Here is a 20,938-nt window from a genome sequence, read left to right on the forward strand (position 1 = left end):
CCTGACGCGTTCTTCCCAGCAAGGAGCATTTTCCATGTCCAAGCCCCCCATTGCCCCCCAGAGCAGTGACCAGACTCCGGTTCCTGGCGATATCCCTCGCCGGCTTTCGGATCTGGAGGATCCTTATTCGAGATTCTCCCACGTTGACCTGAGTGCATTCCCGGATGAGCCCTATTACTACGGCTTAGGCATTCGCCAAATACTCCCCAATGCCACATGGTTGTTTGAACGTTGGTTTGATTGGAATCTCTTCGATTCCTTCTTGTTGTACCTCAACGACATGGTCGATCCAGTGGCAGGCGATACGGTGCTGACGCAAGAGAACCGCTATCCCCTTCATGTCCTTGAGCACAATGTGCCAAGGGGTGAAGTCAGGATCAAGGGCCGCGTCGAGCGGGTGGGCTCGGGTACGCCAAGTGAGTCCATGGAGCGGCTCATTCTGATCAAGACCGACCGCCCAGGTGGGTACAGCCGGGACCCTGAGCCAGGCGAACCCGGTTGGCACACCGGTTTGACCTTGCACATAGTAGGTTTTCCAGAGGGTTCAACCATTGATCGAGACAATATCCAGGGCGGGCTGTGGTGCGTCATCAACTTCTATGAACATATGCGCAAGAACGATCTGATCGACCTCCGTTGGGATGGCATTGAAGTCCATCATCGAGTCACCCCCGACGAGGTTGCAGCCAAAGAAGCACGGGTGTTCGTCAGTGAAGCCGTGATTTTGCAAGGCAGCCTCCTTGGACGGGTGACGATCCGGTTCCGGGTGCAGGACGTGGTGCTCAATTATTCCGGCGGGGAAAAGTATCAGTATTCCAAACCATACTTTCTGGAGAGTGAGCTGGACCCCAGCTTACGTAATGCACCGATTTTCCTGGCTAACGGGGAGGAAACCAACCACGTTGATCTGGATACCCAGAGTGAATCGGAATTCACCGTACTGGTCGATCTTGAACGGAAAATACCGACACCCAGCCCGCGTCACCGAGTTACTGTCACGCTGTTCGGTACTCTGGCAGACGGTTCCTCGAAGACGTTCGTCTTGCCATTTGTAGAAGACAGAAACCTTAGGGGCGAAAGCGTACCCATCCCCATCGAGATCATCGGGCAGATGGTCGGTGGCTCCTTCAGGGTCTCCTACCTGTGGCATACCAGTACCGGAGCACCTCTGGGCCAGTCGGGCAGCATCATGGTGACAGTGGTAGGCACACCCGTGGCGATGCCGGCGCCGACCATCACGCCGATTGAGCTGGGGTTGATAGACCCGGATCAAGATTGCTTCGCACACATCCCCAACGACTATGAGCCGTACGATCCCGGTTGGCTGGAAATGCTGATCATGGAGGAACGAATCCCAAATGGCGGTGGTGAGTATTATGAAGACCCTCAACTGGCTGGAGCACCAGGCGGTACTCGCAGGATAACCTCAACCACCTTGCAACGCTTCAAGGGGAAGGCCAACGTCTTTGTTTACTATACGGTCAACGACGGCACTGCAGGGGCGCTGACGGTGCGTAAGTCACAGGAAATCGGCGTGCAGGTGGGCGAACGCATTGCCAATATGCCACTAGCACGGCTGCAGGGCACCATTGGTAACAATGTCAATCCGGCGGACGTTATAGGACCTGAGGTGGTGGTAACCTTCACCTATCTGGGCACCCTGCCCGGTGACGTCATTCATTACTCCATCATTGGCTCGGGCGATGGGGGCACCCTCCAGGGCACGATCGATATCAGCGGTGGGACTGCCGGCCGAGAGTTGCCGCTACCGGTGAGCCGAGAGATTCTCGACAAAAACAACAACGGCAGCCTGCGAATTTCTTACAGCCTGCGCCGTGAAGGTTCTCCACCTCTGGTTCTACGCTCAGAGGTGCTTAGTCTGACCGTGGGCGTAGGCGTGCAGTTGGACCGCCCGATCATCGACGGAGCTTCTACGTTCCCGGATCAACTCAATCCTCTGGCGGTGTTGGCGGGTACCTATGTGAGGGTGATTTATCGGTCGATGCATCTGACGGATCAAATTTATGTCGACTGGCTGAGTGACGACGGCATTGGCAGCTACACCACGCAGGTGCAGGGGGATCCCGGTACAAATGAAGTCGCTGCATTTATTCCGCGTGAGACCATAGCCAAGAGTATTCGCGAGGGGGGAAACCGGATCCATGTGCAGTATCGCTTCATGCGCGGGGATTTTCCGTATGAATCCGAGATCGTGAGTTTGGTACTGCTGCCCCTCACTGGCCTGCCTACCCCATTTATCCAGGGCGTAGGCGATGCTCAAGAGCTGGTGCTCTCTCAGTTGATAAGCGGTGCCCGGACCCTGACGACAGTCTGGCCGTTCATTCATCCTGATAGTCGTATCTGGATGGAGTATCGGGGAATCTTTGCCAGTGGTGACCCCTATAACGAGATGACCTACATCTCCCACAGGCTGGGTGAAGACGATGCGCTGACTGGGTTGCAGCCTCCATCGCCGATTGAAGCACTACAAAGGCTCATGAACGGTTCAACACTGACTATTCATGTCTGGGTAGGGTTCAGTGGCAGCTTGAGTAAAGACTTGGCTGTACCCTTCCCTGCAAGGACCTACAACATTCGAGTTGATTACTTCAGGGACCTGACAGACTTCTATGGTTTTAACTGGAATGGCTGGGCAAATACCGTCAATGGACGAGGTGAGCTTGCAATAGAAGGCGCCGAAAATGTTGTCTGGCGTGCGTCAAAGACGGCTATCGAATTCATAGAACCGGGCGTGCAGAAAACCTACAACAATTTAACGGCCAACACACAGTACGAAGTCAGCTTTTACTGCAAGATGACCGGCAGTTTTTCTCAGGTAACGGCCAGGATTGGTTTTGCCGGAGTGACCGTCAACAGGAGCGTGACACCCGAGCGAAATTGGGAAAGGTTCAGCCATACCTTTACAACCCCTCCTACACCGCCCACCCAAACCCAGGTCGCGAGAATTACCTTTTCGGTCAATACGGCCGCCACATTCTTCATGGATCAAATCCAGGTTCGAGAAGTACCCCGCGTAGAGTGAGCCGGAACACGGTATTTTAGTCCGCCTATAGGCACCAACAATGAGACAAACAAGCGAATTGTTTGTCTCATTGTCGTTGTTGATCCTCTTTCTTTGCTGCGCAAAAAACCCGCAACATGCGCGGGTAAATTTTTGCCAGGTAGATAATGTGCGGAGGAATACCGTCTATTTTGCTTCCCTGGGATCAAAATACTGATTCTTTACATTTCCACCCCATAACACATAAGTACCATCAACCCGTCGGGCCGCAAAAGAAGGGTCGTTGTGCGGAGGTATGGGCGGTGGTGGCGGTGGAAGGACCACGTACGGAAAGCGCTTGATCGAATACAGCTCCGTTACTCCACTGCGCAAGTACTCCGCCAGCTCAACAGGAATCTCGCCGGCATCCTCCATCGCCAAGGTTGCGCCCCATACCGAAACCGCTCCCTGGGTCCCCCCTTGGGTGGTAATGACTCCATAGGCACCATTGGTGCAGTAAGCATCACGGATCAAGCTCGCCATCAATGTTTGGCGCAATGCCGGATTCATTGTCCCGCCATGGGTATTCAAGCCGGTCAGCACGATGGCGTTGGTTCGGCCATCATCATGACGGCTCAACAAAAAGAAGCTGACATCGTTGGCATACAGCGTGAGATTGCCATCAACAATAATGGCACTGGACGAGACATTTCTACGGCGTCTTTGCGTATTGCTCTTTTCATTGCGGCGTTGAGGATAGCCTGGCACGGGGTCGGCATCCTTGAATACGGCCTCATATTCGTTTTTTTCTTGAGCCGTGAGCGGAGCACCGCCGTATTGCGGGGCACCCCACGCTTCGGCCTGGCCACTGCTGTTGGCCATAAGAAACGCCCATCGGGCAGCACGACAGAGAATGATATTGCCACGCGCCGCTAGCTCAGCAGCGCTGGCAGACATATCGCCGCCCTCACCCGCAGTGCCCCAACTGATAGCTCTGCTCCTGTTTTTGGTGATGGCGCAGAATGCCGTGGTCGCAGCAATGACTGACTGTACGCCGCCATCATCAAGAATTCTCAGCAGCCTATCTGACGGGATTGTTCCTCCTCCCAGCGGACTCCCCCACACCGCAATTGCCCCATCCTCGTCGATGGCGCAGAAGGAAACCGCTGTCGCCACAATTCGAGTCACACGCATCGCATTCAATTGTGCCCTGACATTCGCAGGAATGTTCCCTCCATTATTGGGTTGTCCCCAGGCATAAACCCTGCCGTTCGTAGTACGGACAGCAAATGCATCGTCGGCGGCATAAATGGCTTCGGGTGGATCAAACCACAACTCTCGTTGGATCTCTGCGGGAATCGTCGAGACCGGGTTATTCAGTGGACCAATCGCACCAATGAAGTCTGCCCCTGGAGTAGGATTATCATAAATGAACGCAAACGCGCTTCGCGTGCTGTAAACCGATTTTATCCCCCGCAGAGGTGGCAGATTGACGGGAACCGTATTACCCCAACACAAGAGCTGATTGGTAGAGCCAACGTTCACCAATGCGGCAAAGCTAAACTCTGCAGAAAATAATTTAATAGCCTTGTTATTCTTTAAGAAGTTTATGATCTCTGGAGGAACTGGCAGTCCCCAATTTACCTGCCCCTCTAAATGAACATCACCAGCAGAAGGTTCAAGCAGTGCAAAAACACCACCTGTAGAAACAAATATTCGGTCTGAGGGTTCGGGCACATGGAATGAAAAATTCCCACGCTGTTTCAAATAACACCACTCATTCTCTTCGTCAGAGATACCTTGAAAACCTGAGCGTATTTCATAATATGGCGAGAAGTACTCGACACCTTGCGTACCACCTGAGTCCACTGGAATGACTGAAAACTGCAAAAACTTTCTGTCGTCTCCAGGGTGGATCTTAAAATCCAGTTGCCCTTCGTCCAACACCCGCTCGCCGTTTATATGCCAGTAAAAAAGAGAAAGTCCCTCATGGCTACCTCCGTTACTGTCATACCTATAGAACCCGCGAACGGTAGCGCCTACAAATACGTCACCAACGATCTCCACGTCACTTGCAATGGGGGCAGCCTTACTGGTTTCACCTTTCGTCTTATTCATGACCTATTCTCCGGATACGCAATCTCGTTGAACTATTGATCCCTTGGCCAAATGCTTCAAAAAACGAGGAACAAAACAGCGCCCCTCAAAATTCCAGGGTAGCAGTTGGCTTAAATAACTCGTTAATCACCCATGTTCCGCCCCCCCAGATGACATACTCTCCATTTACGCACCTGGCTGCAAAGGCTGAGGGAGGTTTTGGGTAGCCTGGGTATGCAGGCGGCATTCCCATAATGGCGTAAAGCCCCTTCACATTGCTTCTTAAGTACTCTTCCAATTCAACTGGAATTGTCCCAGCATCCTGCTGATCCATACCGCCACCAAAAACAGAGACGGCGCCTGTTATAGAGCCCTGGGTGCTGATTACCCCATAGGCCCCATTAGTGCAGAATACATCTGTTATCTGACTGGCCATCAGCACTTGCCTGGTATTCGGTGGAATGGTGCCTCCCCCTGTTGCCTGGCCCCAACTGAACAAATCCTTGGTTCGTCCATCCGTCTCCTTCGCCACCATGAAAAAGCTGGCATCATTGGAGTAAAAACTTATTACTCCATTGGGGGTTATCACTTCTGATAAGTTGCTTCCAGGAACAGGGTCCGAACTACACACACAGGTGTAAGGCTTTTTATCCAGCCGTTGTTCGTACCAGTCATTGACCTTCATTTTCTTGAAAAGCGCTTCGATTCGTTGTTTTTCACCACTGTTCTCAAACACTTTTCCCGCATCGTTTTCCTCCTCGGTGCCGTCTGCACGAGACCCTCCGCCATAGCCGGCAGCGCCCCATGATTCGGAAATGCCAGAGTTATTGACCATGCAAAATGCCCAGGTAGAGCCCCGACATAACAAGATGTTGCCTCCTGCGGCGAGTCTTTTGGCGCTTTCGCTCATTGTGCCGCCATAGGTAGCCCCCCCCAGCTGATTGCTCGCTTTCTCAGTTTAGTAATGGCGCAAAAGGCATTGCGATTGGCAACCACTTGGTCTACGCCATCCTGATCAAGGATGTACGTAATGTCTTGAGCAGAGATGGAGCCACCACCGCTTGGATCGCCCCAGGTTACAACGTGTTTTATATCAGGGTCATTAATAGCCTCGGGGCCAATGGCGCAAAAGGCGCTAGCAGAAGCGATGATGCGTTCGACCTTTAAGTTCCTTAGATAGTTCTCGGCGGCCAATGAGATCTGTCCGCCACTTGTTGGACTCCCCCAAGCATAGACACTCCCTCTATTAGTTAATACGGCAAATGCATTTTCGGTTGCATAGATTGCCTTGGGAGAGTCGAATAACAGTTTTGTTTGAATTTCTGTGGGTACTACCCCCCCATTTGCGGCATTCCCAAATGCTCCAATCGTATTTTTCCCTGGCGCTGGATTGTCATAGATAAAAGCTACCGCAGTACGGTTACTGTACACAGACCTGATATTATTCAGATCAAGCTGAGGAGGAATGTTAGCCATATTGGCCCCCCACAAAAGCAAACGCTTCGTGCTGCCCAATACGGGAACAAGCGCACCAAAATCAAGCTCAGTTGAAAACATTCGGGTGGCCGGGTTATTTCTCAAGTACTGTCGTATTTCTTGAGGAGGCTCGCCTGCAGAACCAGCACGACCTCTAACATGGACACTTTGCGTTTCACCACTGATTAGTGAAAGTGCACCGTTACTGGCAATGCACATCCTGTCTTTGGGGTCTGGGGTATGGTGTTTATGGTGACCGCGTTGAGACATAAAGCTGTTTCGATTCTCCTCTTCTGTAATATTTTGATAGCCATCTGAAATGGGCATCTCCGGCGAGAAGGTTTCTATTCCGGCTTCACCCTCAGATGATATAGGCGTAACGGAGAATCTTAATTTTCTACCAGCCATCCCTAGAGTAACTGAAAAATCCAGAGTTAGAGAGATCAGAAAATTCTCCCCATCTACATACCATCGATAAATTGAACCCCCTTCCGGTTGTGCACCATTATAGAAGTAGCTGCCGCGAACGGTACCGCCAGGTACCACCTCACCGACAATTGTTACATTTGTTGCAACAGGAGTTGATAATGTTGCACTCATGACATTAATCCCTCGAGATCAAGCTGAATTTAATTACGAATGATCTGAACAAAAGCCAAGCAGCCATACGACTCGACGTCATATGAAGCTGTTGCCAACTATCTATCAATTCCAGAAACTATCGCTTCCTTCTCTAATTGGCCTGCTCTAGAGCCAATTGGATACAAGGGCAACGACTCCGAGTTCGTGTTACCAGTTAGCGCCGCAAGCAAGGGGTTGTCTACTGTCATAACTGACAGGTAAAGCGACCGTTCGTCTGTCTATTTTCAGGCTTATGAAATTTTGAAATATCAGTTGTATGAGACCCTGGCAACGCGATATGTACTGCACTATTAACCCCAGCTTAATCTCTCCAATACAGCATCCGCAGACCGCCTTCGGAGTTACGCCATGCCTCTATCCCGCTCGTTATGCATTGCCAGCTTGCTGGCTACCGTCGCCCTTCCCGCCTTCGCCGCTACCGAAGGCCCTGCCTACGGCCCAGAATTGCAAGGCTTCAAATACCCTTACCCCGTCGAGCATTTCAGCTTCCAATCCCAGGGTAAAACCCTGCAGATGGGTTACATGGACGTGCCGGCCAAGGGCAATCCCAACGGTCGCAGCATTGTGCTGATGCACGGCAAGAACTTCTGTGGCGCGACGTGGGAAGAATCGATCAAGACCTTGAGCGATGCTGGTTACCGAGTCATCGCCCCCGATCAGATCGGTTTTTGTACCTCCAGCAAGCCGGACCATTACCAGTACAGCTTCCAGCAATTGGCGATCAATACTCACCAACTGCTGGAAAAGCTCGGCATTCAGAAAGTGACGCTGCTGGGCCATTCCACCGGCGGGATGCTGGCCACCCGCTATGCCCTGCTCTATCCAACGCAAACCGAGCAGCTAGCCCTGGTCAATCCCATTGGCCTTGAGGACTGGAAAGCCCTTGGCGTGCCTTATCGCAGCGTCGACCAATGGTACGAGCGCGAGCTGAAGCTAACGGCCGACACTATCCGCACCTATGAGCGTGATACTTACTATGCCGGGCACTGGAAGCCAGAGTTCGAGCGCTGGGTGGATATGCTCGCGGGCCTGAACAAGGGCCCGGGGCATACCCAGGTGGCATGGAACTCGGCGCTGATTTACGACATGATCTTCACCCAGCCAGTGTACTACGAGTTCAAGGACTTGCAGATGCCGACCCTGTTGCTGGTCGGCACCGCAGACACCACCGCCATCAGCAAAGACCTGGCCCCGCCTGCGGTCAAGGCGAAGATCGGTAACTACCAGGTCCTGGGCAAACAAGTCGCCAAGCTCATTCCCCATGCCACCCTGGTGGAATTCCCGGGGCTGGGCCATGCACCGCAGATGGAAGAACCGGCGCAGTTCCACAAGGCGCTGCTGCAAGGACTCAAAGCCCTTTAAATCAACTTTTTGAGGTTCTGTTGAATGTCGGTACGGATCGCAGTGATTGATGATTGGCAGAATGTCGCCAGCGGCGTGGTGGATTGGTCGGTGCTCGAGGCGGTGGGCCAGGTCAGCTTCCTTCATGACTATCCGGCAGAGACCTCCACGATGATCGAGCGCTTGCAGCAGTTCGACGTCATTTGCCTGATGCGCGAGCGCAGCACGTTTGATCAGGCCCTGTTGCAGGGCTTGCCCAATCTGAAACTGCTGGTCACAGGCGGCATGCGCAACGCTGCCGTGGATATCCCGGCGGCCAAGGCCTTGGGCATCCAGGTGTGCGGTACCGACAGTTATAAGCAGGCGGCCCCGGAGCTGACCTGGGCATTGATCATGGCCTCCACCCGTAACCTGATGGCCGAAGCTAACTCCCTGCGTGCCGGGGAGTGGCAACAAGGCCTGGGCGGTGACCTCTATGGCAAGACCTTGGGCATTCTTGGCCTGGGCAGCATTGGCCAACGTATTGCCCAATTCGGTAGGGTGTTCGGCATGCGGGTCATCGCCTGGAGCGAGAACCTCACGCCTGAACGTGCAACTGAGTCGGGGGTGACCTGGGTCAGCAAGCGCGAGCTGTTCGAACAGGCCGATGTGCTGTCGATTCACCTGGTGCTCAGTGATCGCAGCCGTGGGCTGGTAGACGCGCAAGCCCTGGGCTGGATGAAGCCCACGGCGCGATTGGTCAATACCGCGCGCGGACCTATTGTTGATGAGCCAGCCTTGATCGACGCGCTGGTCAGTGGGCGATTGGCGGGGGCGGCGCTGGATGTTTTTGATCAGGAGCCGTTGCCGGTCGATCACCCGTTTCGGCAATTGGCCAATGTGTTGGCGACACCGCATGTAGGTTATGTCAGTGAGCAGAACTACCAGCAGTTCTATGCTCAGATGATTGAGGATATCCAGGCTTGGGCCAGCGGTTTACCCATCCGATTGTTGGGCTGATCCGTAGCAGAACCTATGAAACTATCGAGATATCTCTTTAAATACATGAGATATCTCATTGTTTTTTAACAAATTTAAACCCTTAACAAATGACATTGACTCCCACTTGCCTTCTCACCACGATCTGAACAATGTGCGCCAACGCACCATGATCGAGCACTCTGACCGGATGGTTCCCTCGTTGCACATAACCTGTGCTCCCTGTGGCTCTTAAATGAGGCGCAGGGTTTCTTTGGCGAGTAATCAAGCTATCGCCCCCGCTCGCCGCTGATCTCCCCACGTGAAAAAATTTTGTCCTACAAAAATCTCCAACACCCCTTACAGGCTCTGGGATCTGGCCTAGACTGATGACTGATGGGTTCCAATCAAAACAAAAAGCCCCGCAAAAAATCGAAACTTTCGAACTCTGCCGTAGGTCAGGTTTAAGGTAAGGCGAGCGCAGCCGGGTCATCCCGAATGCCCGTCTATCCACTCAAATCAAGACTCCAGCGCAACTGGCATAAGGCTTGCCAGTCTGTGTAGCGCTTGTGCGCCTGGCCGCAGGATGCGGTCAACCCTCGTTGATGGCAGCAAGCCATTAACCGACCAATAAAATGGGAGAGAACTATGATCAGTGCTGCCGTAGATACTCAGGGAGAGCGTTTCAGTCAGCCAGTTGGCGGGCCGACTTCATTGGCGGACATTCCCAACACGGTACGGCCGGTCTCCACCCCGAACCCTAACCGTAAGAAAGTGCTATTTGTGACGTCGGAACTGGCTGATCTGGTGAAAACCGGTGGCCTGGGTGACGTTTCCGCCGCCCTGCCGCGGGCCATGGCCCATCTTCATGATGTACGCGTGCTGATCCCCGGCTATCCGCAGGTACTGGACAGCGACAACCCCATTCATATTATCGGCGAGCTGGGTGGCCATGCCGCGTTGCCACCGTGCAAGATCGGGCGCATGGACCTCAAGGATGGCCTGGTCATCTACGTGTTGATCTGCCCCGAACTGTATGAGCGCGAAGGCACACCCTACGGCGCCAACAACGGTCGCGACTGGCCGGACAACCATATTCGCTTCGCCCGCCTGGGCCTGGCCGCGGCCGACATTGCCGCCAACCTGGCGCAAATCCACTGGTGCCCGGACCTGGTGCACGCCCATGATTGGCCTGCCGGCCTGGCTCCGGCCTATATGCACTGGCGTGGGTCGCGCACGCCCACCCTGTTCACCATTCATAACCTGGCCTACCAAGGCGTGGTCAGTCTTGCCTCATGCCCGGAGCTGGGTATCCCCGAACATGCCCTGCAACAGGAAGGCATGGAGTTCTACGGCAAGCTGTCGTTCCTGAAAGCCGGCATGGCCTATTCCAGCCACATCACTACTGTGAGCGCCACCTACGCCCAGGAAATCACCACCCCGGAGTTCGGCTGCGGCCTGGATGGTTTTCTAGCCAGCAAGACCCAGCAGGGTTTGCTCAGCGGTATTCCCAACGGCATTGATGAGAGTTGGGAGTCGTCCACCGACCCGCACCTGACCCACTCGTTCAACATTGGTGATTGGGAAGGCAAGGCAGTCAACGCGGCCCATGTACGCAATCTGTTTGGCCTGCATGACTCCACCGGCCCGCTGTTCGCGGTGGTCTCGCGGCTGGTCTATCAGAAAGGCCTGGACCTGACCGAGGCGGTGGCCAGCTTTATCGTTGAATCCGGCGGCCAGATCGCGATCATCGGTCGTGGTGAGCCTGAAGAAGAGCAGGCCATGCGCGCCCTCGCCTTACGCTTTCCCGGGCAGATTGGCGTACGCATCGGCTTCAACGAAACCGACGCTCGCCGCATGTTCGCCGGCAGCGACTTCCTGTTGATGCCATCGCGCTATGAACCCTGCGGCTTGAGCCAGATGTATGCCCAACGCTTCGGCTCGTTGCCGGTCGCCCGCAATACCGGGGGCCTGGCGGACACCATCGAGGATGGCGTCACCGGCTTCCTGTTTGATGAATCTACAGTCGAGAGTTACGAGGCGGCGCTGAGGCGTGCGTTCAAGGTCTTCGCCTTCCCGGGCCTGCTCAACGCCATGCGTTGCCGGGCCATGGCTGCACCGTTCAACTGGTGTCAGGCGGTGGAACCCTACGCCGAACTTTACGAACAACTGGTGGCGAAAGCGCTGGGAAAATCTGCGAAATAGGAAAAGAGGTCTGCATAGATGCCGTTACGGACTTTGGAAGCCCGGCCCCACGGCGCAATCATGCTGGACGCGGAACACACCCGTTTCGCCTTGTGGGCGCCCGATGCGCTTTACGTAAGCGTTGAGTTTGAAGAAGGCAAGTCAGTGGCCATGCTGCCCCAGGCAGATGGCTGGTTTGTGGTGCAGCTACGCTGCCCGGCGGGGGCTCGCTACCGCTACAACATCGACGGTGAACGAGAGGTTCCCGACCCGGCTTCCCGGGCCCAGGCCACGGACGTCCATGGTTTCAGCGTGGTGGTCGATCCCTCGGCCTACCACTGGCAGCACAGCGCCTGGCGCGGGCGGCCATGGCACGAGGCGGTGATTTATGAGCTGCATGTCGGCGCGCTGGGAGGCTATGCCGAAGTCGAGCGACAACTGCCGCGCCTGGCCGAGTTGGGCATCACAGCCATCGAACTGATGCCCCTGGCGCAATTCCCCGGCGAGCGCAATTGGGGTTATGACGGGGTCCTGCCCTATGCGCCGCACACGAGCTACGGTGCCCCCGAGCAGTTGAAACAACTGATCGACCGTGCGCACCACCATGGCCTCGCGGTGATGCTCGATGTGGTCTACAACCACTTCGGCCCCGACGGCAACTACCTCGGCCAATACGCCAAGGACTTCTTTCGCGAAGACACCCACACGCCCTGGGGTGCCGGTATCGATTTTCGTCGACGGCCAGTAAGGGACTTTTTTATCGATAACGCCCTGATGTGGCTGGTGGACTACCGCTTTGACGGCCTGCGCCTGGATGCTGTCCACGCCATCAACGATCCCGAATTCCTCCAGGGGCTGGCACAACGGGTGCGCCAACAGGTAGATCCGGGGCGCCACATCTGGCTGGTACTGGAAAACGAATTCAACCAGGCCAGCCTTCTGGAGCATGGCTTCGACGCCCAATGGAACGACGACGGGCACAACGCCTTGCACGTGTTACTGACTGGTGAAACCGATGCCTACTACGCCGACTTCGCACAAGACCCCACCGGCAAACTGGCACGCTGCCTGAGTGAAGGCTTTGTCTACCAAGGCCACACTACTCGCCACGGCAGCGAACGCGGGGAACCCAGCGGACACTTGTCGCCGAGCGCTTTTGTGCTGTTCCTGCAGAACCATGACCAGATAGGCAACCGGGCCTTGGGGGAGCGCCTGCATCAACTCTGCTCGCCTGAGGCCTTGAATGCCGCGACAACGTTGCTGCTGCTGTCGCCGATGATCCCGCTGATGTTCATGGGTGATGAGCTCAACGCAGAGGAACCCTTTCTGTTCTTTACTGACCACCACGGTGAATTGGCTGAGGCCGTACGTGAGGGGCGGCGCAACGAATTTGCCGAGTTTGCTGCCTTTACCGACCCCGAACGGCGTGAACACATCCCGGACCCCAATGCCCTGACCACGTTCCGCCAGTCGATGCCGAGCCTGGCGGAGTACGCCAACACGTCGTTCTATCGGCAGCTGCTGAGCCTGCGTCATCAGCACATCGTGCCGCACCTGCCTGGCAGCGAGGCGCTGGGGGCGCGCGTACTGGGCGAAGGTGCGGTATCTGCCCGCTGGCGGCTGGGCAACGGTAGCCTGCTGCAAATCGACCTCAACCTCAGCGCCGCCACCTTTGATCATCCGGCAGCCGGGCGCACCCTATTCGTGACCCCGACCACTGCCGCCCCGACATTGGCGCCTTTCAGCGCCCGCGTCAGCCTGTCCCTTACTGGAGAGCACCCTTGAGCGAAGCGCAATTGGAACTACTCGCCAGCCGTGCGGGCCTGGCCGTCGACTGGATCGACGCCAACGGCCGCCCACAACACGTCACGGCCGACGCCCTGCGCGCCGTGCTCAAAGGCCTGGGCCATCCGGCCGACAGCGATGCCGCCATCGAATCCAGCCTGCAAGACCTTGAACGTGTGCAGCAAGACAAGCACTTGCCACCGCTGATGACTGTCGACAACGGCGCCGGGTTGGACCTGGCACACTTTTTCGCCCCCGGCACGCCGTGCCAGATCCACCTGGAAGACGGCAGCGTGCTGGACCTCAGCCTGGATGCCAACGCCACCCTCCCGGGATCGATTCCGGTGGGTTACCAGCACGTGCATATCGCCGACCAGCATTTCACCCTGGCGGTCGCCCCGACGCATTGCTACCGCGTTGACGAAGCCGTGGACACTCAGCCCGCCCGTGCTTGGGGCTTGAGCGCCCAGTTATATGCCCTGCGCCGCCCTGGCGATGGCGGCTTTGGCGACACCCAGGCCCTGGAACATCTGGCCCGCGCCGCTGCCGAACGTGGCGCGCAGGCCCTGGCGATCAGCCCGATGCACGCGATGTTCAGCACCGATACCGAGCGCTACAGCCCCTACTCGCCCTCCAGCCGCCTGTTCCTCAATAGTCTTTATGCCTCCCCCGGCTGCATCCTCGGTGATCGGCTGGTACGCGACACTATCGAAGCCTGCGGCTTGGCCGATGAACGCCGGGAGCTGGAGCAACTGAGCCTGATCGACTGGCCGGCCGCGGCCCAGGCCAAACAACGCTTGCTGCGAGCGCTGTACAACGATTTTTGCCAGGGCAATCACCCGCAACACCCTGACTTCCTGAGTTTTCGTCAGGTCGGCGGCGAAGCCCTGGAAAACCACTGCCGCTTTGAAGCCGTGCAGGCGGAGCGTGCGGCCAACGGCGAAAGCCTTGACTGGCGGCACTGGCCCGAAGCCTGGCGCGACCCTCGCAGCCCGGCGCTGGTGCAATTTGCCGAAGACCACGCGCAAGAGATCGGCTTCTTCGCATTCAGCCAATGGTTGATCGCCCGCTGCCTGGAGCGCGCCCAACAAGCGGCTCGCGGCAGCGGCATGGGCGTTGGCCTGATCGCCGACCTGGCAGTGGGCGCCGATGGCGGCGGCAGCCAGGCCTGGAGTCGCCAGGACGAATTGCTCGCAGACCTCACCGTGGGTGCTCCGCCGGACATTCTCAACCGTGCGGGTCAGGGCTGGGGGATTTCCGCATTCTCCCCTGAAGGCCTTCAACGCAATGGTTTCCGGGCATTTATCGAAATGCTGCGCGCCAATTTCGCCCATGCCGGCGGCTTGCGCATTGACCATGTGATGGGGCTGCAACGGCTGTGGGTGATTCCCATGGGTGCCTCGCCTCGGGAAGGCGCGTACCTGTATTACCCGGTGGATGACCTGCTGCGCTTGCTGGCTCTGGAGTCGAGCCGCCATCAGGCCATTGTGTTGGGCGAAGACCTGGGCACCGTGCCCGACGGCCTGCGGGAAAAACTCATCGCCCGCTCGATTCTCGGCATGCGCGTCTTGCTGTTCGAACAGGAACACGGCCACTTCAAGCCGATCCTCGACTGGCCGGACAACGCCCTGGCCACCACCAGCACCCATGACTTGCCCACCCTCAATGGTTGGTGGCACAGCCGCGATATTGAATGGAACATACAGCTGGGATTGATTGACGGGCCGACTGTTGAGCACTGGAGCGAACATCGCCTTCGGGAACGCCAGGCACTGCGCCAGGCCTTGAGCCAGGACCCACAGAACTTCCGCGATGAAATTCGTAACGAAACCGACCACGTCCTCGACGCCAGCATCCGCTATCTGGGCCACACCCGCGCACCGCTGGTGCTGTTGCCGCTGGAAGATGCCCTGGGCGTAGAAGAACAAGCCAACCTCCCCGGCACCACCGACACTCACCCGAATTGGCGCCGCCGCTTTGCGGGAAACGCCAGCACCTTGCTCGACGACGAAAACGCTGCCCGGCGCGTGGAGTTGCTCGCGGTCGCCCGCCTGCAAGCCCATGAGCGTGACCAATGAAGGCGTCGATCCTCAGGGCGACCCAGCGCCTGCAATTTCATCGAGGGTTCACCCTGGATGACGCGGTGCCGTTGGTGCCCTACTTCGCCCAGCTAGGCATCAGCCACCTGTATGCCTCGCCGCTGCTCAGCGCTCGCGCCGGTTCCATGCACGGCTACGATGTGGTCGACCCCACCAGCGTCAACCCGGAGCTGGGCGGTGAAGCGGCTTTGCGCCGACTGGTGGCCGCGTTGCGTGAGCACGACATGGGGCTGATCCTCGATATCGTCTCCAACCATATGGCGGTGGGCGGTGCCGATAACCCTTGGTGGCTGGACCTGCTGGAATGGGGCCGCTTGAGTCCCTACAGCGAGTTCTTCGACATTCAGTGGCATTCACCGGACCCGCTGCTCAAGGGCCAGTTGCTGATGCCTTTCCTGGGCAGCGACTACGGGCAAGCGCTGCAAACCGGCAGCATCGCGCTGCGCTTCGAGCCGCAGCAAGGCGGTTTTTTCATCGAGCATTACGAACACCGCTTCCCCATCAACCCCAGCGACTACGGCGACATCCTGCGCCCTTACGACCCCCTCAAGGCCCTGGCCGACGACTTCAGCAGCCTCGCCTACCATCCGGACGCCTACCTCCAGGCCGCGAGTCTGAAACAACAACTGGTTGCGCGCGCGCAAGATCCCGCCACCCTCGCCGCCATCAAACACAGCCTCAGCCTCTACGATTCCCGCCAGCCAGAAGGCTTCACGCGCCTGCATCACCTGCTGGAACAACAAAGCTACCGCCTGGCCAGTTGGCGCACGGCGGCGGATGACATCAACTGGCGACGCTTCTTCGACGTCAACGAGCTGGGCGGCCTGCGGGTGGAACGCAGCGCGGTGTTCGAGGCCACCCACGGCAAGATCTTCCAGCTGATCAGCGAGGGCCTGGTGGACGGCCTGCGCATCGACCATATCGACGGTCTGGCCGACCCTAGAGGTTACTGCCGCAAGCTGCGGCGCCGGGTGGACTCACTGGCGCCCGGGCGGCACCTGCCGATCTTTGTCGAAAAGATCCTGGGTGAAGGTGAAACCCTGCGCGAAGACTGGCGTGTGGATGGCACCACCGGCTACGAATTCATGAACCAGCTGTCATTGCTGCAACACGACCCCGCAGGTTTTGCGCCGCTGGCCAAGCTGTGGACGGATCATACCGAACGCCCTTCAGCCTTTATCGAGGAAGCGTGGCTGGCCCGCCAGCAGGTCCTCAACGGCTCCCTGGCCGGCGACTTTGAAAGCGTCGCTCAGGCCCTGCTGCAAGTGGCCCGGGACGATGTCATGAGCCGTGACCTGACCCTGGGCGCGATTCGTCGGGCCTTGCAGGAACTGATCGTGCATTTCCCGGTGTATCGCACCTATATCAGCGCCCGGGGCCGCAGCGACCGGGACGACGTATTTTTCCTGCAGGCCCTGGCCGGTGCCCGCAGTACCTTGGGCGAAGCCGACTGGCCGGTGCTCGATTACCTGGAGCAGTGGCTCGGCGGCGAGCCTTGGCGCAAGCGGCCATTGGGCCGTGAGCGCAAAATCCTCAAGCACGCCTGCGTGCGCTTCCAGCAACTGACCTCGCCGGCCGCCGCCAAGGCCGTTGAAGATACCGCGTTCTATCGCTCGGGGGTGTTGCTGTCACGCAACGATGTCGGGTTCAGCACCGAACAATTCAGTGCTCCCCTGACCGAGTTCCACGCCGCCAACCAACAGCGCCTGCGCACCTTTCCCGACAACCTGCTGGCCAACGCCACCCATGACCACAAGCGCGGCGAAGACACGCGCGCACGCCTGGCGGTACTCAGTGAATGCGCCGACTGGTATGCCAAACAGGTGGCGCACTGGCGTACCCTGGCCACGCACCTGCGCAGTGACACCAGCACGCCCTCGGCAGGCGATGAGCTGATCCTCTATCAAGTGCTGCTGGGCAGTTGGCCGCTGGGCCTGCTCAGTGATGACACCGAGGCGCTGGGCAACTATCACCAGCGTCTATGGCAGTGGCAACAAAAGGCCCTGCGCGAAGCCAAGCTGCACAGCAGTTGGAGCGCGCCGAACGAACTGTACGAGCAAGGTGTAGAGGCGTTCCTCCGGCGGCTATTGCTCGACGACCAAGGCCTGGCGTTGCGCATGGCTCTCGGCACCGCCGCCCAGGCCATCGCCCCGGCCGGTGCACTGAATGGCCTGGCGCAATCCTTGCTTCGCCTCACCGTACCGGGGGTGCCGGATGTGTATCAGGGGAATGAGTTCTGGGACTTCAGCCTGGTGGATCCGGACAACCGGCGGCCTGTGGATTTCAACGCCCGACAACAAGCGCTGGAATCCCCAGCCGGCATTGACGAACTGATGCTGCACTGGCGTGACGGGCGCATCAAGCAGGCGCTTATCGCCCAAGTGCTGAACCTGCGCAGGGAGCATCCGCAGGTATTTAGCCTGGGCAGCTACGAGCCTCTGGACGTTGTGGGCGAACACGCGGATCGAGTAGTCGCCTTCTGCCGTGAATATCAGGGCACACGCCTGTTGGTAGTCGTACCGCGCTGGCCCCATCACCTGCTTGATAACGGTGTTTATCCGCAGGTTAACGCGCAGATGTGGGGCGATACCCGGGTCACATTACCGTTCGCCGCTCCAACGCAAAACTGGAAGGGACTTTTCCAAACAGGCGCAGTCACACCCAACAAGGAGCTGAAGATCAGCACTGCCCTGGGGGATTTCCCGGTCAACGTCTTTATCAATCCTGATCATCAAGAAAGCTGAAATTTTCTCTGAGGAGCAATGCGATGAGTACCGAAGACAAACGCGTTCGCGAATTCGCGTATCAGATCTGGGAGTCCGAAGGCAAACCCGAAGGGCAGGAAGCCCGTCATTGGGAGATGGCGCGCAAGCTGGCTGAGGCCGAGTCACTGACGCCAAGCAAGCCCAAAGCCGCCGCCAAACCCAAGACCAAGCCTAAACCTGCCGCCCCCGCGAAAGCTGCTTCGGTGGAAAAGCCCGCGGCCAAGCCCAAGCCCAAGGCTCCGCGCAAACCGGCGAGCTGATCACTGTTCCTTGTAGGAGCGAGCTTGCTCGCGAAAAATTCAAGGGCACCGCGTGCGTCCTGAATGCTCGCGTTATCGTTAACGTCCTTCGCAAGCAAGCTCGCTCCTACACCTGACCCAGCGTCAGCACGGCCCTCTTCGGCCTGAAAAAACCCTGCAGGAGCACCTACATGAGCAAACCCGACAAAGCCAAACCGACGCCTGATAATGAGCCGTCGCGGATTCGTGAAGGTTTGCCCTTCCCCCTCGGCGCAACCTGGGACGGTCTGGGGGTCAACTTCGCACTGTTCTCGGCCAATGCCACCAAGGTTGAACTGTGTATTTTCGACGACAGTGGCGAGGTGGAGCTCGAACGCATCGAGCTGCCGGAATACACCGACGAAACCTTCCACGGCTACCTGCCCGACGCCCATCCCGGGCTGATCTACGGCTATCGCGTGTACGGACCCTACGACCCGGCGAATGGCCACCGCTTCAACCACAACAAATTGCTGATAGACCCCTATGCCAAGCAACTGGTGGGCGCGCTCAAATGGTCCGAAGCGCTGTTCGGCTACACCATCAGCCATCCCAACGCCGACCTCAGTTTTGACGAGCGCGACAGCGCACCCTTCGTCCCCAAGTGCAAGGTCATCGACCCGGCGCACACCTGGGGCAACGATCAACCGGTGCGCATGCCCTGGGACCGCACAATCATTTATGAGACCCACTTGCGCGGCATCACCATGCGTCATCCTTCGGTGCCCGAAGACGTGCGCGGGACCTGTGCCGGTCTGATGGTCGACGATGTGCTCAAACACATCCGCCAGTTGGGCGTGTCGTCGGTAGAGCTGCTGCCGATACACGCCTTCGTCAACGACCAGCACCTGCTGCAAAAAGGCATGACCAACTACTGGGGCTACAACAGCATTGCCTTCTTCGCCCCTGACCCGCGCTACCTGGCCAGCGGCAAGATCGCCGAGTTCAAGGAAATGGTCGCGCACCTGCATGAAGCCAAGCTGGAAGTGATCCTCGACGTGGTCTACAACCACACCGCCGAAGGCAACGAACAAGGCCCGACGCTTTCCATGCGCGGCATCGACAACGCTTCGTACTACCGGCTGATGCCCGATGACAAGCGCTTCTATATCAACGACTCCGGCACCGGCAACACCCTGGACCTGAGCCACCCCTGTGTGCTGCAGATGGTCACCGACTCCCTGCGTTACTGGGCGACGGAAATGCATGTCGATGGTTTCCGCTTCGACCTGGCAACCATTCTCGGCCGCTACCACAACGGTTTCGACGAGCGCCACAGCTTCCTCGTCGCCTGTCGCCAAGACCCGGTGCTGCGCCAGGTGAAGATGATTGCCGAACCTTGGGACATCGGCCCGGGTGGCTATCAAGTGGGCAACTTCCCACCCGGCTGGGTGGAGTGGAACGACCGCTTCCGCGACACCGTGCGGGCGTTCTGGAAAGGTGACGATGGCCAACTCGCAGACTTCGCCGGACGCATGACCGCCTCGGGCGAGATGTTCAACCACCGTGGACGTCGACCCTACAGCTCGGTGAACTTCATCACCGCCCACGACGGCTTCACCCTGCACGACCTGGTGTCTTACAACGACAAACACAACGAGGCCAACGACGAGAACAACCAAGACGGCAGCAATAACAACCTGTCATGGAACCACGGCGTCGAAGGCCCTACCGACGATCCCGACATCAATGCCCTGCGTCTGCGCCAGATGCGCAACTTCTTCGCCACTCTGCTGCTGGCCCAGGGCACGCCGATGCTGGTGGCCGGCGACGAGTTCGCCCGTACCCAACACGGCAACAACAATGCTTATTGCCAGGACAGTGAAATCGGTTGGGTCAACTGGGACCTGGACGAAGACGGCAAGGCCCTGCTCAAGTTCGTCAAACGCCTGATCAAGCTGCGCCAAGCCTATCCGATCCTGCGTCGCGGGCGGTTCCTGGTGGGTGATTACAACGAAGACATCGGGGTCAAGGACGTGACTTGGCTGGCCCCCGATGGCAATGAAATGACCACCGAGCAATGGCAAGACAGCCACGGCCGTTGCCTGGGCATGTTGATGGATGGCCGCGCCCAGGAAACCGGCATCCGCCGCCCAGGCGCTGACGCCACCTTGCTGCTGGTGGTCAACGCGCATCACGACACGGTCAATTTCCGTCTGCCACCGGTGCCGGATGGCGGCTTCTGGACGTGCATGATCGACACCAACCAGCCTGCTGTACACGGCCAGGAACGCTTCGATTTCGAGCACGAATATGCCGTCACCGCGCGCTCATTATTGTTGTTTGAACTGCAGCATGAGGACGAGGTGTGAG

At 57.8% G+C, this 20,938-nt stretch carries 12 protein-coding genes; 9 read left to right on the forward strand and 3 right to left on the reverse strand.

What is annotated here, in order from left to right:
- Positions 1 to 34 precede the first annotated feature (34 nt).
- Positions 35 to 3,043, forward strand: a complete 3,009-nt coding sequence (locus J7E41_RS12935) for a hypothetical protein (RefSeq protein WP_214993423.1) — start codon at positions 35 to 37, stop codon at positions 3,041 to 3,043.
- 165 nt (positions 3,044 to 3,208) lie between these two features.
- Here the strand turns inward: J7E41_RS12935 and J7E41_RS12940 are convergent, their stop codons facing one another.
- The 3 genes from J7E41_RS12940 to J7E41_RS12950 all read right to left on the reverse strand — a co-directional run bounded on the left by J7E41_RS12940 (position 3,209) and on the right by J7E41_RS12950 (position 7,174).
- Positions 3,209 to 5,119 (reverse strand): hypothetical protein, encoded by a 1,911-nt coding sequence (locus J7E41_RS12940; RefSeq protein WP_214993424.1) that lies wholly within the window; start codon positions 5,117 to 5,119, stop codon positions 3,209 to 3,211.
- Between the two features lie 85 nt (positions 5,120 to 5,204).
- A complete protein-coding gene (locus J7E41_RS12945; RefSeq protein ID WP_214993425.1) occupies positions 5,205 to 6,008 on the reverse strand; it encodes a hypothetical protein in 804 nt (267 codons plus the stop codon).
- Positions 6,005 to 7,174 (reverse strand): hypothetical protein, encoded by a 1,170-nt coding sequence (locus J7E41_RS12950; protein WP_214993426.1) that lies wholly within the window; start codon positions 7,172 to 7,174, stop codon positions 6,005 to 6,007. The genes J7E41_RS12945 and J7E41_RS12950 overlap by 4 nt, the downstream gene beginning before the upstream one ends.
- A 390-nt stretch (positions 7,175 to 7,564) precedes the next feature.
- On the opposite strand from J7E41_RS12950, the gene J7E41_RS12955 reads away from it, so the two are divergent.
- From J7E41_RS12955 to glgX, 8 genes are all read left to right on the forward strand, one after another.
- Positions 7,565 to 8,578, forward strand: a complete 1,014-nt coding sequence (locus tag J7E41_RS12955) for an alpha/beta fold hydrolase (RefSeq protein ID WP_214993428.1) — start codon at positions 7,565 to 7,567, stop codon at positions 8,576 to 8,578.
- A gap of 24 nt (positions 8,579 to 8,602) precedes the next feature.
- Complete coding sequence (locus J7E41_RS12960) at positions 8,603 to 9,556, forward strand: D-2-hydroxyacid dehydrogenase family protein (RefSeq protein WP_214993430.1); 954 nt, start codon at positions 8,603 to 8,605, stop codon at positions 9,554 to 9,556.
- Positions 9,557 to 10,162: 606 nt separating this feature from the next.
- A complete protein-coding gene (gene glgA, locus J7E41_RS12965) occupies positions 10,163 to 11,719 on the forward strand; it encodes a glycogen synthase GlgA (protein ID WP_214993432.1) in 1,557 nt (518 codons plus the stop codon).
- 18 nt (positions 11,720 to 11,737) lie between these two features.
- On the forward strand, positions 11,738 to 13,483 hold the full coding sequence (gene treZ / locus J7E41_RS12970; RefSeq protein ID WP_214993433.1) for a malto-oligosyltrehalose trehalohydrolase: 1,746 nt from the start codon (positions 11,738 to 11,740) through the stop codon (positions 13,481 to 13,483).
- Positions 13,480 to 15,561: a 4-alpha-glucanotransferase gene (gene malQ, locus J7E41_RS12975; RefSeq protein ID WP_214993434.1), complete on the forward strand. Its 2,082-nt coding sequence runs from the start codon at positions 13,480 to 13,482 to the stop codon at positions 15,559 to 15,561. The genes treZ and malQ overlap by 4 nt, the downstream gene beginning before the upstream one ends.
- Positions 15,558 to 18,326, forward strand: coding sequence for a malto-oligosyltrehalose synthase (locus tag J7E41_RS12980; RefSeq protein WP_214993435.1), 2,769 nt, complete (start codon positions 15,558 to 15,560; stop codon positions 18,324 to 18,326). The genes malQ and J7E41_RS12980 overlap by 4 nt, the downstream gene beginning before the upstream one ends.
- 23 nt (positions 18,327 to 18,349) lie before the next feature.
- Positions 18,350 to 18,607: a DUF2934 domain-containing protein gene (locus tag J7E41_RS12985; RefSeq protein ID WP_214993436.1), complete on the forward strand. Its 258-nt coding sequence runs from the start codon at positions 18,350 to 18,352 to the stop codon at positions 18,605 to 18,607.
- 170 nt (positions 18,608 to 18,777) lie between these two features.
- Positions 18,778 to 20,937, forward strand: coding sequence for a glycogen debranching protein GlgX (glgX, locus tag J7E41_RS12990; RefSeq protein ID WP_214993437.1), 2,160 nt, complete (start codon positions 18,778 to 18,780; stop codon positions 20,935 to 20,937).
- Position 20,938 lies beyond the last annotated feature (1 nt).

Origin of the sequence: Pseudomonas fluorescens, from assembly GCF_018614655.1 — a bacterium.
GTDB classification, from domain to species: domain Bacteria; phylum Pseudomonadota; class Gammaproteobacteria; order Pseudomonadales; family Pseudomonadaceae; genus Aquipseudomonas; species Aquipseudomonas fluorescens_BX.

Excerpts from the sequence above, each read along its gene's own strand:
- J7E41_RS12935 (WP_214993423.1), top strand. The coding sequence starts at position 35 with ATGTCCAAGCCCCCCATTGCCCCCCAGAGCAGTGACCAGACTCCGGTT.
- J7E41_RS12940 (WP_214993424.1), bottom strand. The coding sequence starts at position 5,119 with ATGAATAAGACGAAAGGTGAAACCAGTAAGGCTGCCCCCATTGCAAGT.
- J7E41_RS12945 (WP_214993425.1), bottom strand. The coding sequence starts at position 6,008 with ATGAGCGAAAGCGCCAAAAGACTCGCCGCAGGAGGCAACATCTTGTTA.
- J7E41_RS12950 (WP_214993426.1), bottom strand. The coding sequence starts at position 7,174 with ATGAGTGCAACATTATCAACTCCTGTTGCAACAAATGTAACAATTGTC.
- J7E41_RS12955 (WP_214993428.1), top strand. The coding sequence starts at position 7,565 with ATGCCTCTATCCCGCTCGTTATGCATTGCCAGCTTGCTGGCTACCGTC.
- J7E41_RS12960 (WP_214993430.1), top strand. The coding sequence starts at position 8,603 with ATGTCGGTACGGATCGCAGTGATTGATGATTGGCAGAATGTCGCCAGC.
- glgA (WP_214993432.1), top strand. The coding sequence starts at position 10,163 with ATGATCAGTGCTGCCGTAGATACTCAGGGAGAGCGTTTCAGTCAGCCA.
- treZ (WP_214993433.1), top strand. The coding sequence starts at position 11,738 with ATGCCGTTACGGACTTTGGAAGCCCGGCCCCACGGCGCAATCATGCTG.
- J7E41_RS12980 (WP_214993435.1), top strand. The coding sequence starts at position 15,558 with ATGAAGGCGTCGATCCTCAGGGCGACCCAGCGCCTGCAATTTCATCGA.
- J7E41_RS12985 (WP_214993436.1), top strand. The coding sequence starts at position 18,350 with ATGAGTACCGAAGACAAACGCGTTCGCGAATTCGCGTATCAGATCTGG.
- glgX (WP_214993437.1), top strand. The coding sequence starts at position 18,778 with ATGAGCAAACCCGACAAAGCCAAACCGACGCCTGATAATGAGCCGTCG.